The organism is Salinicoccus siamensis (assembly GCF_055391965.1).
The window spans coordinates 1,177,282-1,191,795 of sequence record NZ_AP043765.1; the positions used below are offsets into that span (position 1 = coordinate 1,177,282).

Consider the following 14,514-nt stretch of genomic DNA (forward strand, 5'->3'; position numbering starts at 1 on the left):
CCAAATATATCAATTCAATGATAAAATGACAAATGTATTGCACATTGGTATGGATTATTCAGCCTAAGGGCTGAGTGACGCCTGCACTACAATACATTAGTACAAAAGGAAGCGTTACACGATGAAACTTTTCACTTTTTACAAGCGTCTGCTTACATTTAAGAAATACCCTCTTTTTAGAACGGCAAACTTCAAACACATGCTGTTGAATATATTCGTTATCTCATTACTTATTTCATTACCAAACATCATTGCGCTTTTTCAAAGTGCCAATGCTGCAGCTGGACTTGCAGACATCGAATCGGAAATCCCGGAATTCTCCATTATAGATGACCAATACGTCGGTGAGGATGAAACAGTTTCAATAAATGGAAATGACATCCTCTTCAGCAGTGAAGTCGCAACCGATTCAATAGAAGAACGCAATGTTCTGATCGGTTTCGTAAAAGACGGTATATACATCCGCGATGTACAAAACACTGGATTCGATTATTCCTATCTCGGTGACGTAAAGGATGACGAAGGGCTCAAGACATTTATATCCCAGCAATCTTCAAGCCTTTATTTCTATGTATCGGTATATGTAGTCATCTTTCTACTTGTTATCATGTTCTTTAGCGTCATTTTCATGTCGGTCATCGCCTATCTCTTCCATACATCATCAGTATTGCTGAAGAGAAAGTCGCGTTTTATGAACTGGTACAAGTTCATATCCTTTGCAACAGCGTTCATCCTACTGCCGATGGCTCTGATTGAACTGCTTTCGGGGAGCATGTTCTGGTCCCTATATCTTTTGACGCTACCGTTCTATATCCATTACTTCAGGAAACTGCCGGTAATGAAAACGTAATCAGCAGGCATTACATTTACATTTCTGCCTGCTTTCTAGTATAATTACTAGTGATTTAGAGTATCATCATATACATGAGGAGCTTGATTATGTCCCAAATAACACACCGTACTAATACAAGACCTGTAAAGGTTGGCGATTTGACGATCGGCGGTTCCGATCAGATCATCATCCAAAGCATGACGACGACAAAGACACATGACGTCGAAGCAACAGTTGCAGAAATCAATCGTCTTGAAGAAGCAGGATGCCAAATAGTACGTGTTGCATGTCCCAAAGAGGAAGATGCACTTGCCATTCCAGAAATTAAAAAGCAGATCAATATTCCACTCGTTGTGGACATCCATTTTGATTATAAGCTTGCCCTTCTCGCTGTAGAAGGCGGCGCAGATAAAATCCGCATCAATCCAGGCAATATCGGACGCCGGGAGAGAGTCGAAGAAGTGGTGAAGGCGTGTAAAGAAAAAGGCATTCCAATCCGCATCGGCGTCAATGCCGGAAGCCTTGAGAAACACATCATCCAAAAATACGGTTATCCGACAGCTGACGGTATGGTGGAAAGTGCCCTGCACCACATCAAGATCTTGGAAGACCTTGATTTCCACGATATCATCGTCTCCATGAAGGCATCGGATGTCAACCTGGCGATAGAAGCGTATGAGAAAGCGGCAGCAGCCTTTGACTATCCGCTGCATCTAGGCATCACTGAGAGTGGTACCCTATTTGCCGGTACTGTGAAGAGTTCCGCAGGTCTCGGTGCCATCATTTCACGTGGCATCGGCAATACGATGCGCATATCCCTATCTGCCGACCCGGTTGAAGAGATCAAAGTCGGAAGAGAACTGCTGAAAAGTTACGGTCTCGCAAGTAACGCAGCCACTCTCATTGCGTGTCCGACATGCGGCCGTATTGAAATCGACTTGATCTCAATCGCGAATGAAGTGGAAGAATATATTTCATCCATCAAGGCACCGCTTAAAGTGGCCGTACTTGGTTGTGCTGTAAACGGGCCGGGCGAAGCTCGTGAAGCGGATATCGGCATAGCAGGTGCGCGCGGAGAAGGACTTCTTTTCATGCACGGTAAGACAGTCAGAAAAGTGCCGGAAGAAACGATGGTCGATGAGCTCAAGAAGGAAATCGACATACTGGCTGAAGAACATTACGAAAAAGAACGTAAAGCCAAAGAAGAAGCGGCAAATAAATAAAAACAACGCCCCCCCTGCATCATGATATGCTCCCCCTAAAGTAGACACTTAAAAAAGTAAACTACTTTAGGGGGAGTTTTCTCTTGAAATCAAACATAAGGTATTCAACGAATGAACTGATTGAATACATCGAGTTATATTTAGATGGCACTTCATTTCGAGCACTCCGTGAAGATTATGAGCTAGATTTAAACGAATCAACCTTCCGACTCTATCTAGATAAATACTTGAAGCATGGGACGACTGGATTACTGAGACCACAAAAGAATCGCAACTATTCAAAAGCATTCAAACATCAAGTGGTTCAAGAATACTTCAATAGTAATTTGTCCTACAAAGGTCTCTCTGTTAAATATAATATTCCGAGTGATCATACGATTAGAAACTGGGCGATGCGATATACTGAAGGCAAAGAGAATCGAACGTATTCTCCAAAACCGGAGGTCTATCAAATGAAAAGTAGAAAGACAACATACGAAGAACGGATCGAGATTGTGGAGTATGTCATCAATCACCAACTATCTTATAAAGACGCTGCAGAAAAATTTAAGGTCAGCTACACTAACGTCTATTCATGGACGAGAAAGTATAAACAATTTGGACCGAAAGCACTCGAAGACAATCGAGGTAAGAAGAAGACGACGGAAGCTCAGACGGGTGAAGAACAGTTGAAAGCTGAGATTGAAGCGCTCAGAATCCGAAATCAGTGGTTAGAAATGGAAGTTGAGACGCTAAAAAAGCAGGAACAAATGGAAAGAGAGTTGATCAAACAAGAATCCGCCAAAAAGCGTCGTACCAAACGGTCGAAGCGTTAAAACATAAATATCCGATTGTTCATCTTTGCCAGGTGCTGGGGATTTCCAGAGCGAGCTATTATAAATGGCTGCATCGAAAACCTGCACAGTATGAAAATAGAGATCAATCATTGATGACCATGATGTTAGAGACATATAATGCGTTAGATGGCATTTATGGCTATCGTCGAATGACGATATACCTGAATCATTTCAGACAGGCTAAGGTGAATCACAAACATGTGTATCGACTGATGAAGATGATGAATTTGAAATCGGTGATTCGACGAAAGAAACGCAGATATAAAACAGTCAAACCCGACTATATCGCTGCGAATATACTCAATCGTGAATTTCACGCAGCCAAACCCATGCAGAAACTGGTGACAGATATTACTGAATTCAGTACGACCGATGGGCGTAAAGTCTATTTAAGTGCTGTGTTGGATTTATGCACGAATAAAATCATTGCGCATCACATGGACACACACAGCGAACAATCTCTGGTGACTCAAACATTCAAACAAATAGAGCCTCAGATTATTGAAGGCCAAACGATTATTCACACAGACCGTGGTTCCCAATACACTTCTCATGCATTTCATCATTTTATTAAACACACCCAATCCATTCATAGTATGTCGCGTCCTGGAAAATGCATTGATAACGGACCGATTGAAAATGTTTGGGGCATTATTAAATCTGAGAAGTATTACTTAAATTCATACGACACCGTTGAAGCGCTTAAACAGGATATCAGTGCGTACATTAAATTTTACAATACGCAGCGTGTCACATTGAAGATGGGCTTAAAGATACCCGCATAAAAAAACGCACACGACAATCGTCGTGTGCGACCAAAATACTATTTTGTTTTTTTACCTGTCTACTTGACAGGGAGCAGTTCATCATGCAGCGGGGGCGTTGTTTTTATATTCCAAGTTTTCAGGAAACCTTGGTCTCCTTACATGCTCCACACAAACCGTAGAGCTCTATTTTATGATTTTTTATTTCAACATCCTCCAACTCGCTCTGCCATGTTTCCACTGGGCAATAGCGGATGACTTTCGTCTCACCGCATTCATCACAGATGAAATGGTGATGGTGATATGTCGTGCAGGCTATCTTATAGTGCATCTCCCCGGATAATGTCGTCTGCTCAAGGACTTCAATATCTTTTAGTGTATATAAATTTCGATAGATGGTGTCGTAGCTCATGCCAGGGTACTCTGGCTTAAGCATCTCCTGGATGTCTTTTGCACTCATGTAGCGGTCCGCTTCAAGAAGCGTTTCAATCATGCGCATCCTTTTCTCAGTTACTTTAAGCTTATTCCTTCTTAATTTATCTTTATATTGATTCAGCTTGTTCCCCATCTTTTTTCACTCCTATGTGATCCAGTATAATGGCACCCATTAGGATAGCTAATGATACAAGTACGATGGTGCCACCTGGCGAAATATCCAGATGAAAACTTATAAAAAGTCCGATGATGACGGCGATTTCACCAAATATGACGCTCATTGCCATAAGCTGCTTAAAGCTTGACGTGACACGCATGGCAGAGGCGACGGGCAGGGTCATCAAAGCACTGACAAGCAGTATGCCGACAATCCTCATTGAAGCGCTGATGACGAGTGCAACGACCACGATGAACAGGAAATGGATCCATTTGCTGATGTTCATCACATCTGCATATTCTTCATCGAAGGACACTAGAAACATCTCTTTGTATAGGAAGAATATGAAGACCAATACTATGACCCCGATTGAAGCGATTAATGTAAGGTCGAACAAGTTGACGGCACTGATGCTCCCGAATAGATAGCCGAAGAGATCCTGATTGAAGCCGTCCGCCAGTGACAGGAACAACACGCTCAATGCCACACCAAAGCTCATGATGATTGGGATGGCAAGCTCCTGATAATGCTTGTAGACTGTACGGAGCCGTTCAATGCCTAGGGCACCGAGTATCGAAAATAGTATACCGGTAACCAGGGGATTTATGGCCGTGCCGATAAGGGAAGACAGATAGACTCCGAATGTGATGCCACCAAGCGTCACATGGCTGAGTGCGTCTGCAATCAGTGAAAGGCGCCTGATGACGATGAACGTACCGATAAGCGGCGCAATCAATCCGGCAATGAGGCCACTGATGACTGAGTATCTTATAAAGTCATATTCAAAGAACGCCTGAATCATTCACAGCAGCTCCTCTCATGATCGTGGGAGACCAACTGTAGCGGAAAGCCGTAAATCTTCGAAAGTTCCGCTTCCCCAAGATTTTTGAACTCATGATTGCTGCCATGGAAGTGAAGGTGTTCATTTAGGCACGCCACTTCGTTGGCATGGTCCACCACTACACCGATGTCATGGGTGACCAGAAGTATCGTCACGGCTTGTTCCTTAAGGCGGAGCAACACGTCATAGAATTCCTTCACATGCTTGGCATCTATACCGACAGTCGGTTCATCAAGCACGAGTATGCTTGGCCTATTGATCAGTGCACGCGCGATGAAGACACGCTGGGTCTGGCCGCCCGACAATTGGGAAATGTTCTTATTCTTCAGCTCTACTATGTTCAAAAGCGCAAGCACTTCATCCAGTTTGTCGTAGTCTGCTTTTTTGAAACGGTTGAACAGTCCCTTGGACTTCGTCAGGCCACTCAGTATGACTTCGCTGACAGTCGCTGGGAATCCTTTTGCGAAACTGTTGGATTTCTGCGATACATAGCCGACTTCCTGCCATGCCTGAAAGTGGCGCAGGCTTTTACCGTTGATGTAAATTTCCCCAGTCTGAAGCTTCAATACTCCAAGGATTAATTTGATGAGGGTCGTCTTACCCGACCCATTTGGTCCTACGAGTGCTACGAAGTCCCCTTTGTGTACTTTCAGATTGATGTCTTTTAAAGCTTGGGTCGTTTCCATCTTGTCCTTATATTCATATGAAATATTTTTCAGTTCGAAAATGGGATGCTCCATGGTGGTTGCTCCTTCGATTTATGATCATCATAATATTATAAAAGAATCATTACGGTTTGTAAATAGGAATGATTACGAAATAAAATAAAGAGGAAGGCCCAGGCCTTCCTCTTTATTTTACTTCTGCATCTGCGATCATAGGATTTATTTCTTCTTTAAGGGATGGATTGAATGTGCCCTCTTTAAGCATTTCAATTTCATGTTTGTAGGGCGCTACCCTATTCTTTTTATCCGGACCAACGAATGGGGTTTCAAGTATTTTAGGGATATCCTTGAAATCAGGGTGATGCACGATATGGTGCAGGGCGTCAAAACCGATATATCCAAAACCGATATTCTCATGGCGGTCCTTATGCGCACCGCGCTCGTTCTTAGAGTCGTTGATATGAAGGACTTTAATCCTATCCTTGCCGATGATGCGGTCGAATTCCTCCATCACGCCTTCGAAATCATTGACGATATCATAGCCGGCATCGTGGACGTGGCATGTGTCGAAACAGACGCTCAACCGTTCATCATGTTCCACACCATCGATGATCTGAGCCAATTCTTCAAATGTACGGCCGACTTCCGTTCCTTTTCCGGCCATCGTCTCAAGAGCTATCTGTACATCATGGTCATTCTCGAGCACCTGGTTCAATCCATCGATGATCGACTGGATGCCGCGCTCGGCCCCTGTTCCAACATGGCTCCCGGGATGCAGGACAATCTGTCTGCTACCCAGATGTTCTGTTCTGACGATTTCTTCCTGAAGGAATTCTACACCGTGTTCAAAGACCCCTTCCCGTTCGGAATTTGCGATATTGATGATGTAGGGCGCGTGGACGACGATGTTCGAAATGCCGTTATCCGCCATGTGCCGTTTGCCGGCTTCGATATTCAGGTCTTCTATCTTCTTTCTTCTTGTGTTCTGGGGCGCACCGGTATAGATCATAAAAGTACTCGCTCCAAAACTTGCAGCTGAGATGCTGGCTGCTTCCAGCATCTTTTTTCCGCTCATCGAGACATGTGATCCTATAAGCATTGTATCACCTTTCTAATCTATCTTTTTTTCTTATTGCGTTTGGCATGTTTCATGCGCTCTTCCCTTTTCAGCGCATCAAGTTCGGACTTCATCTTCTTTTTATAGCCTGGTTTGACTTTCTTACGTTTCCTGACTTTATTTACGAGCTGATTTTCGAGATGGGACTCGCGCCTTTTACGTCTGGCACGCTCTGTTCTGGATTTGATTTCGGTCAGTTCACCATTTTTGATGTCTTCATGCACAAATGCATAGCCTTTGGACTCGAGTAGGTTGATGAGATGCTCATCCTCCGGTGTGTAGATGGTGATTCCAGTACCTGTATAGTTGCCACGTCCCACACGTCCAATGCGATGCGTAAAGAATTCTATATCTTTTGGAATATCGTAGTTGATGACGTGGGAGGCACCATCTATATCAAGGCCCCTGGCAGCCAAATCACTCGCCACAATCCATTCATATTCAAGACTCCGTATTTTCCTGATTTCTTTCGTCCGTTCACGAGGCTTTAGGCCACCGTGGAACAAACCGACATTCACCCCGTTGCTGTTTAGGTAACCAAACAGTTCATCTGCACGTTCTTTGGAATTCGCAAAGATGAGACCAATGTAGGGCGTGATGTTTTCGGTGAGCTCCAACACTTTCTTGGCTTTATCATCCCCTTTGACAGGCACAAGGCTGTAGTGGATGGAAGCCTTATTCCTCGGCTGGTCTATGACAATCACTTCTGTGTCGCCAATATATTTTCTGAGGAAATTCCTTAATGCCTCGGGTATTGTTGCGGAGAATACGAGGAACTGGGACTTTTCATCGACTGTAGAAGAAATGCTGTCTATCTGTTCCAGGAAACCGAGATCGATCATCAAGTCCGCTTCATCTATGACGAGGCGCATCACATGACGCAAGTTCAACCCCCCGTTATCCCGCAGGTCCTTGACTCTTGTCGGAGTACCGATTACGATATGGGGCGCGTGAGTTGCTTTTTGTGTGTCCCGTTCTATGTCTGTCCCGCCTATAAACGCCTTGGCGGTAATTTCCGGATAGCTTTCCAATATGCCGAGTGTCATTTGATGGAGCTGTTTCGCCAGCTCTCTGGTCGGTGCCAGGATCACAGCTTGTGTGCGGGGACTTTCGAGGTTGATTTCATGTATGATCGGTAGCAGGAAGGCATGGGATTTCCCACTTCCCGTTTCGGACTGGACAACCACATTGTCCTTTTTCAGCACTTTCGGGATAACGCGTTCCTGCACCAGTGTCGGGTGCGTGAAATTTATACGATCGATTGCATCCAGCATCTTGTCGCTGAAATTGAATCTTTTGAATGCATTACTCATTGCTTCACCTGATTTCTTAAATAAACTCAACATTTATTATAACTGAAACATTTCCCTTAATCTACACCATTCATACTACGTGTTGATTTCAAATTCAGTTGGTTTCAGTTATAATGCCTGTAAGGGAGGAATAAACTTCATGGATATAATTAAAATAAGCCCGCGTGGCTACTGTTACGGTGTTGTGGATGCAATGGTGATCGCCAAGAATGCTTCCATGGACAAGACTCTGCCTCGCCCGATATATATACTGGGAATGATAGTGCACAATAAACACGTGACGGATGCGTTTGAAGAAGAAGGTATCGTCACATTGGACGGTGCCAACCGTCTGGAAATTCTGGAGGGCATAGATGAAGGCACTGTAATATTTACAGCACATGGTGTCTCGCCTCAGGTCAAGGCACGGGCCAAGGAAAAAGGGCTGACGTGCATTGATGCAACATGCCCAGACGTCGAAGTCACCCACCAACTCATCCGGGAACGCACTGCTGATGGTTATGACGTTGTCTACATCGGTAAGAAAAATCACCCTGAACCGGAGGGGGCCATCGGCGTCGCGCCGGATAACGTACATCTCGTGGAAACAATAGAAGATGTCAAAACATTGCCGGAATCCCTCAAGGACAAGAAGCTCATCGTGACCAATCAGACTACGATGAGCACGTGGGACGTCAGTCATCTGATGGATCAGCTCAAGCTTCAGTTCCCGCACATCGAGGTGCATAAGGAGATATGCATGGCGACCCAGGTCCGTCAGGAGGCAGTTGCCGAGCAGGCACAGGAGGCTGATCTGCTCATAGTCGTCGGGGACCCGAAAAGTAACAACTCGAACAGATTGGCCCAGGTTTCCAAAGAAATCGCCCATACTAATGCCTACCGCATCAGTTCACTTGATGAATTGAAGAATGAGTGGCTTGAAAATATAGATAGCGTGGCAGTCACTGCAGGCGCCTCGACGCCAACTCCAATCGTTAAAGAAGTGATCGACTACATCAAAGAATATGATAAGGCGAATGCAACAGCACCGCAATCCACGGTGCCGACTTCCAAAATACTGCCTAAGATCAAAAAAGCAAAACCAGTAAAAATTATGGACTAAAAAACGGGGCATACGATGTGCCCCGTTTTTTAGTCTGCAAAAGGATTGGTGGATACTTCAGTGGCTTGCACTTCAACTGTCATGCGGTCTTCTATCAGTGCCTTTAGCCCTTCGGCCATAACGCTTTCCATATAGTGGCCGCCATCTATTATGTTGCGGCCGGCAAGCTTTGCATCATAGGCTTCGTGATATTTGACATCTCCAGTCACAAGAACATCTATCCCCTGTCCAAAAGCTTCTTCTACATACGACATGCCTGACCCGCCGATGATCCCGACTTTGCTTATTTGATTTTGGTCGGCAGCCACCATGTTTATGATTGGAGTGCCGGTCTTCTCCTCTATCAGCGACGCCAGTTGCATAAGCGAACCGTTGAAATCGAATGAAACGCCAAGGCCTTTGTCACTCGGAAGCTTCAACGACAGCACATCATAGGCAGGTTCTTCATAAGGGTGTGACTGAAGCAGGGCCTGGATCACCTTATTCTCATCCTGCACTTCGAATATGGCCTCAATCATGTATTCTTCGACATGCTCAAGCCGACCTGATGCACCAATGTGTGGATCTGCCCCTTCGCTTGGTCTGAATTGACCTGTTATAGGATGCTCGAAGAAGCATTCGGAGTACTCTCCCTGGTTGCCTGCTCCGGCAGCGGCAAGATCTTTCTTCAGCTGTTCGGCAGACGATTTCGGTACGGTCACACGCAGTTTCTTATAGTCCCGCTCATTACTGATCAGGACTTCTGTGTCCGTGTACCCCAATTTTTCTGCAATCATATGACTGACACCATCAGGCTGATGATCCAGGTTGGTGTGCATGGCAATCAGATTGATGTCATTTCTGATCAACTGACGTACGATACGACCTATGCCCGATTCGACAACCGCGCCCATTTTGGCAAAAATCAGGGGATGGTGGGCGATGATGACATTCGCACCCTTTGAAATCGCCTCATCGACCGTCTCCTTGGCACAATCTAGTGTCGTCAGGATACCTGTCACCTCATCCTGCATGTCCCCGACAAGCAATCCTGTATTATCCCATGATTCACTTTCGGCAAATGGCGCTATCTGATCGAGTTCTTCCATGAGTTCTTTAACTTTCATTTTATAAGCACCTCTTTCAGCTGTTCCACTTTAAGTGAGACTTCCTTTATCTTCTTGGCATCATTGGAATTTTCAAGAAGGTTTTTTAATATCTTCTCTTGATGACTTAATTCCCGTTGTAATTTTTCTATAAACGCAGCTTCACGTTTTTCTAGAAGGACAGGACCAAATGTAAGTGACTGCTCATCATATTCGACTTCACCCGCTTCGGCGACTATGATCTCATAAAAATGATGGCCATCCTGGATTACGGTTTCATCTATGATTCTGTAGCCTGATCCAGCGAGCACCTTTCTGATCGGATAAGTATGGATGTTTGCCTGAAGGACCAGGCGCGGTTTATTAGCCAAGCGGTGAAGTCCCTCTTTTAATATCTCTGCAATCAGGGGGCCACCCATGCCGCAGATAGATACCGTATCCACTATCTCCCCTTCTGAAACAACTTGAAGACCAGACCCGAATCTCGCTTCAATCTGTCCTGTCATGCCTTCAGCGGCGATATTCCTCGTTGTGGATTTGAACGGCCCTTCGACCACTTCGCCACATATTGCTGATGAAACTTTCCCTTGACGGACTGCTTCTATCGGAAGGTGTGCATGGTCCGAACCGACATCAAGCAAAACCTCTCCCTCGACATACCCGAGTACTGCACCAAGACGTGCATCAAGCATCAAAATTCCTCCATTCAAAATAAAAACTTCCACACTCTGTGTGGAAGTTCCGTTTAATTATTGCTCTGAGAAGAACTTGTGGAGAGAAGACAGGTCTTCATCACCAATCTGGTCTTCGCTGAATGCTGGCATGGATCCTGGCCCTTCCCTTACTGTACCAGAAAATTCCTCTTCAGAAAGGCTTGTACCTGCTAGTGCAGGGCCCATGCCACCTGAGAAGTCCTGGCCGTGACAAGAAGCACAGTTATCCTTTGCAAAACCTTCAGCGTCAAAGTCTCCAGAAGATGCTTCGCCACCTTCTTCGCCGCCTTCACTACTTCCATTTTCTTCACTGGCCGTCTCTTCGCCTTCACCTTCGCCACCATCGCTGTTGGCGCCCTGGGAAGAAAGCAGGAAAATCAAGCCGATGCCGAGGAAAATGATAAGTATAAAAGGCACGATCGGATTACGATTCATAAAACAACCTCCCTAATGTCATTCCATATACATATTCACATATATAATTGTATATTAAATATGCGTAAAGTCAAAAGCTTTTTTCTAAAATATTACACTCTTGACAGTTTTCCTAGTCCATGAAATCTTTCAGGCGCTTGCTTCTGCTTGGATGCCTTAATTTCCTCAACGCTTTCGCCTCAATCTGTCTGATCCGCTCGCGGGTCACGCCAAACACCTTCCCGACTTCTTCCAGTGTACGTGTCCTACCGTCATCTAGGCCGAACCTCAAACGCAACACATTTTCTTCACGGTCGGTAAGTGTATCCAGTACATCTTCCAACTGTTCCTTCAACAGTTCATATGCCGCGTGGTCTGAAGGGCTCTGGGCCTCCTGGTCTTCGATGAAGTCTCCAAGATGGCTGTCGTCCTCTTCCCCAATCGGCGTTTCAAGGGAAACGGGCTCTTGTGAAATCTTCAGGATTTCCCTGACTTTTTCTGCTGGAAGATCCATTTCTTCACCAATTTCCTCAGGCAGCGGTTCGCGACCCAAGTCCTGGAGCAGCTGACGTTGTACACGGATCAGCTTGTTGATCGTTTCGACCATATGGACTGGGATACGTATCGTCCTCGCCTGGTCGGCGATGGCGCGCGTAATTGCCTGGCGGATCCACCAAGTCGCATAAGTGGAGAATTTGAATCCTTTGGAGAAGTCGAATTTTTCCACTGCTTTGATGAGCCCCATATTACCTTCCTGGATGAGGTCGAGGAAGAGCATGCCACGGCCGACATAACGCTTCGCTATACTGACCACAAGACGCAGGTTGGCTTCTGCCAGACGGCTTTTCGCAACTTCATCACCCGTTTCGATGCGTTTGGCCAGTTCAATTTCCTCCTGCGCACTGAGAAGATCCACACGTCCGATTTCTTTGAGGTACATCCGGACCGGGTCATTTATTTTGACGCCTGGCGGCGCACTCATATCATGGAGGTTGAGTTTCTCGTCGGAATCCGTTGAATCCTTCTCATTGATGAGCTGGATATCATTTTCGTTTATCTCGTCAAAGAACTCATCCATCGCATCCGCATCCAACTCGAAACTGGACAGTTTGTCAGCGATCTCCTCATGCGACAGATGGCCCTGGGTCTTCCCTTTTTCAACAAGATGATTCTTGACCTGCTCTACGGTCGTGAGCAGTTCAACTTCTTTTGTATCGGTCGTTTGTACATTTTTATCTGCCATTTAAAGCCCTCCTATTCAGACTTCACAATCATCTTTTATAGCGACTGTTCAATTCATTCAATTGCTGCACTAGTTTTACCTGAAGCTCTATATCATTGCTGTTTTCTGCTTCCTGGAGCTGCAGATAGAGAGAGCGCTTCTCTTTCTCACTATTTCTAATACCACTTAGATCTTCAATGTAATCATTGATTTCATCACCCGTGATATCGTCATGGATCAGCAGGCCATCAATTTCGAGGGCATCACTGAAATAATCGCCATCAATATACTGGCTGAATGATGATATATCAAAGGCCTCATGTTTGTCAAAGTAAGTGCACAACCCTTTAAATATACCATAATAAGAAGGACTGGTTAACACTTCCGCATCAATTGATTCCTGAAAACGTTTAAACAAGCCGACGTCCTGCATCAATGCTCTGAGAAGATATCGCTCTTTACGCTCGCGCAATGGAATCTGCCTACTTTGGATGCGGGCTGGACCATTGCTTTTTTTCGCCGGTGCGGGAATGTTCTGTCCAAGTGATTTGGCATCTATTTTATAGAGTTGACTTATGTGCTGGATGAGCCTTTCACGGATGACTTCATCTTTGACGAATTTCATATGGCCAGTGAGTGTCTTCAAGTTGGTTGAAAATGCCATGTCATTATTCATGCTCTCTTCCAACAGATGCTCCGCTTTGAAATGGATATAGTGGCGCTTTTCACTGCGCACCAGATCTTCGAAGGCCTCGCAACCTTTCTGTTCAATATATTCATCAGGGTCCATACCTTTTGGCAGCGAAATGATGAATACATCGAGACCTGCTTCCAACAACGTTTCACCCAAACTCAACTGGGCATTTTGCCCAGCCCCATCCCCATCGAACATAAGCGTCACGTTCGAGGCGAGCCGATGCAGCATCCGGATATGCTCATCGCTGAGCGCAGTACCCATCAGCCCGACTACATTCTGCACAGCCGTCATCTTGACTTTGACGATGTCCAGGTGTCCCTCCATCAAAATGACTTCATCATGACTTCTGATCGCCTTGCGCGCATCATTCAGGTTGTATAGCAACCTTCTTTTTTGGAAGATTGCTGTTTCTGGGGTGTTGAGGTATTTCGGTTCGCGTCCATCGAGGCTCCGTGCGGTATAGCCGACATTATAGCCCTGATGATTCAGGATGGGAATCATTATCCTGCTGCTGAAGCGGTCGTAGTAGGTGAATGCTTCCTCATTCCTTGAAATGAGGCCTGCCTGATAAGCCATTTCGAGGCTGAAGCCCTTTTCAGTCAATGCGTTTTTAGTGAAATCCTTCATGCTTGGCGCGATGCCGATTTTTTCCCTGCGGATGATTTCCGGCGTAAAGCCCCGGTCCTCCAGGTATTCGAGTGCGGTCTCGCCCTCTTTTGTGTGCATCAGGACATGATGATACAAGTCAGTCAGATATTCATGCATTTTGATGAACTGCATTTCATTATCGTCGACATTGCTTTCCTGCTTCTCTATTTCGATGCCGAGCGGTTTCCCAAGACGGCGGACTGCTTCAGAAAAAGCGACATTTTCGGCTTCCATAAAGAATTGGAATACATTACCGCCCTTCTTACAGCCGAAGCAGTGACATATCTGCTTATCCGGACTTACTGTAAAGGATGGGGTGTTCTCATTATGGAACGGACAGAGACCGACATAGTTCCGCCCCCGCTTCTCCAGTTTGATGTAACTGGAGACGAGATCGGTGATGTCGGTCCCCTGCTTTACTGCTTCCACTGTCTCTTCAGGTATCCTCAC

General features: G+C 45.5%; 15 protein-coding genes. 5 read left to right on the forward strand and 10 right to left on the reverse strand.

Annotated features, from left to right (window positions below):
- The first annotated feature begins 121 nt into the window (after positions 1–121).
- The 4 genes from ACZ5LF_RS06135 (at position 122) to ACZ5LF_RS06150 (ending at position 3,676) form a co-directional block, all read left to right on the forward strand.
- Complete coding sequence (locus ACZ5LF_RS06135; protein WP_380569576.1) at positions 122–850, forward strand: DUF1189 family protein; 729 nt, start codon at positions 122–124, stop codon at positions 848–850.
- 89 nt (positions 851–939) lie between these two features.
- Positions 940–2,055: a flavodoxin-dependent (E)-4-hydroxy-3-methylbut-2-enyl-diphosphate synthase gene (gene ispG / locus ACZ5LF_RS06140; protein WP_380569577.1), complete on the forward strand. Its 1,116-nt coding sequence runs from the start codon at positions 940–942 to the stop codon at positions 2,053–2,055.
- Between the two features lie 83 nt (positions 2,056–2,138).
- On the forward strand, positions 2,139–2,870 hold the full coding sequence (locus ACZ5LF_RS06145) for a helix-turn-helix domain-containing protein (protein ID WP_115883934.1): 732 nt from the start codon (positions 2,139–2,141) through the stop codon (positions 2,868–2,870).
- 14 nt (positions 2,871–2,884) lie between these two features.
- The gene (locus ACZ5LF_RS06150) at positions 2,885–3,676 is read left to right on the forward strand and encodes an IS3 family transposase (RefSeq protein WP_380569632.1); all 792 of its coding nucleotides are present in this window, start codon (positions 2,885–2,887) and stop codon (positions 3,674–3,676) included.
- A 118-nt stretch (positions 3,677–3,794) separates the two neighbouring features.
- Here the strand turns inward: ACZ5LF_RS06150 and ACZ5LF_RS06155 are convergent, their stop codons facing one another.
- From ACZ5LF_RS06155 to ACZ5LF_RS06175, 5 genes are all read right to left on the reverse strand, one after another.
- The gene (locus ACZ5LF_RS06155; protein WP_380569578.1) at positions 3,795–4,223 is read right to left on the reverse strand and encodes a Fur family transcriptional regulator; all 429 of its coding nucleotides are present in this window, start codon (positions 4,221–4,223) and stop codon (positions 3,795–3,797) included.
- Positions 4,198–5,049, reverse strand: coding sequence for a metal ABC transporter permease (locus tag ACZ5LF_RS06160; protein ID WP_380569579.1), 852 nt, complete (start codon positions 5,047–5,049; stop codon positions 4,198–4,200). The genes ACZ5LF_RS06155 and ACZ5LF_RS06160 overlap by 26 nt, the downstream gene beginning before the upstream one ends.
- On the reverse strand, positions 5,046–5,828 hold the full coding sequence (locus ACZ5LF_RS06165; RefSeq protein WP_380569580.1) for a metal ABC transporter ATP-binding protein: 783 nt from the start codon (positions 5,826–5,828) through the stop codon (positions 5,046–5,048). Before ACZ5LF_RS06165 ends, ACZ5LF_RS06160 begins: the two co-directional genes overlap by 4 nt.
- 112 nt (positions 5,829–5,940) lie before the next feature.
- Positions 5,941–6,852, reverse strand: a complete 912-nt coding sequence (locus ACZ5LF_RS06170; RefSeq protein ID WP_380569581.1) for a deoxyribonuclease IV — start codon at positions 6,850–6,852, stop codon at positions 5,941–5,943.
- Between the two features lie 17 nt (positions 6,853–6,869).
- Positions 6,870–8,183: a DEAD/DEAH box helicase gene (locus ACZ5LF_RS06175; RefSeq protein ID WP_380569582.1), complete on the reverse strand. Its 1,314-nt coding sequence runs from the start codon at positions 8,181–8,183 to the stop codon at positions 6,870–6,872.
- A 139-nt stretch (positions 8,184–8,322) separates the two neighbouring features.
- On the opposite strand from ACZ5LF_RS06175, the gene ACZ5LF_RS06180 reads away from it, so the two are divergent.
- Positions 8,323–9,285: a 4-hydroxy-3-methylbut-2-enyl diphosphate reductase gene (locus ACZ5LF_RS06180; RefSeq protein ID WP_380569583.1), complete on the forward strand. Its 963-nt coding sequence runs from the start codon at positions 8,323–8,325 to the stop codon at positions 9,283–9,285.
- A gap of 29 nt (positions 9,286–9,314) precedes the next feature.
- On the opposite strand, the gene ACZ5LF_RS06185 is transcribed toward ACZ5LF_RS06180, so the two are convergent.
- From ACZ5LF_RS06185 to dnaG, 5 genes are all read right to left on the reverse strand, one after another.
- Complete coding sequence (locus ACZ5LF_RS06185; protein ID WP_380569584.1) at positions 9,315–10,391, reverse strand: Nif3-like dinuclear metal center hexameric protein; 1,077 nt, start codon at positions 10,389–10,391, stop codon at positions 9,315–9,317.
- A complete protein-coding gene (locus tag ACZ5LF_RS06190; RefSeq protein ID WP_380569585.1) occupies positions 10,388–11,062 on the reverse strand; it encodes a tRNA (adenine(22)-N(1))-methyltransferase in 675 nt (224 codons plus the stop codon). Before ACZ5LF_RS06190 ends, ACZ5LF_RS06185 begins: the two co-directional genes overlap by 4 nt.
- A 57-nt stretch (positions 11,063–11,119) precedes the next feature.
- Positions 11,120–11,518, reverse strand: a complete 399-nt coding sequence (locus ACZ5LF_RS06195) for a c-type cytochrome (protein WP_380569586.1) — start codon at positions 11,516–11,518, stop codon at positions 11,120–11,122.
- A gap of 112 nt (positions 11,519–11,630) precedes the next feature.
- On the reverse strand, positions 11,631–12,740 hold the full coding sequence (rpoD, locus tag ACZ5LF_RS06200; RefSeq protein ID WP_344702133.1) for an RNA polymerase sigma factor RpoD: 1,110 nt from the start codon (positions 12,738–12,740) through the stop codon (positions 11,631–11,633).
- A 28-nt stretch (positions 12,741–12,768) separates the two neighbouring features.
- Positions 12,769–14,514, reverse strand: coding sequence for a DNA primase (gene dnaG / locus ACZ5LF_RS06205; RefSeq protein WP_380569587.1), 1,746 nt, complete (start codon positions 14,512–14,514; stop codon positions 12,769–12,771).

Coding starts and splice junctions, on each gene's coding strand:
- ACZ5LF_RS06170 (WP_380569581.1), bottom strand. CDS start 6,852: ATGCTTATAGGATCACATGTCTCGATGAGCGGAAAAAAGATGCTGGAA.
- ACZ5LF_RS06135 (WP_380569576.1), top strand. CDS start 122: ATGAAACTTTTCACTTTTTACAAGCGTCTGCTTACATTTAAGAAATAC.
- ACZ5LF_RS06180 (WP_380569583.1), top strand. CDS start 8,323: ATGGATATAATTAAAATAAGCCCGCGTGGCTACTGTTACGGTGTTGTG.
- ACZ5LF_RS06190 (WP_380569585.1), bottom strand. CDS start 11,062: ATGCTTGATGCACGTCTTGGTGCAGTACTCGGGTATGTCGAGGGAGAG.
- ispG (WP_380569577.1), top strand. CDS start 940: ATGTCCCAAATAACACACCGTACTAATACAAGACCTGTAAAGGTTGGC.
- ACZ5LF_RS06160 (WP_380569579.1), bottom strand. CDS start 5,049: ATGATTCAGGCGTTCTTTGAATATGACTTTATAAGATACTCAGTCATC.
- rpoD (WP_344702133.1), bottom strand. CDS start 12,740: ATGGCAGATAAAAATGTACAAACGACCGATACAAAAGAAGTTGAACTG.
- ACZ5LF_RS06175 (WP_380569582.1), bottom strand. CDS start 8,183: ATGAGTAATGCATTCAAAAGATTCAATTTCAGCGACAAGATGCTGGAT.
- ACZ5LF_RS06185 (WP_380569584.1), bottom strand. CDS start 10,391: ATGAAAGTTAAAGAACTCATGGAAGAACTCGATCAGATAGCGCCATTT.
- ACZ5LF_RS06195 (WP_380569586.1), bottom strand. CDS start 11,518: ATGAATCGTAATCCGATCGTGCCTTTTATACTTATCATTTTCCTCGGC.
- ACZ5LF_RS06155 (WP_380569578.1), bottom strand. CDS start 4,223: ATGGGGAACAAGCTGAATCAATATAAAGATAAATTAAGAAGGAATAAG.
- ACZ5LF_RS06165 (WP_380569580.1), bottom strand. CDS start 5,828: ATGGAGCATCCCATTTTCGAACTGAAAAATATTTCATATGAATATAAG.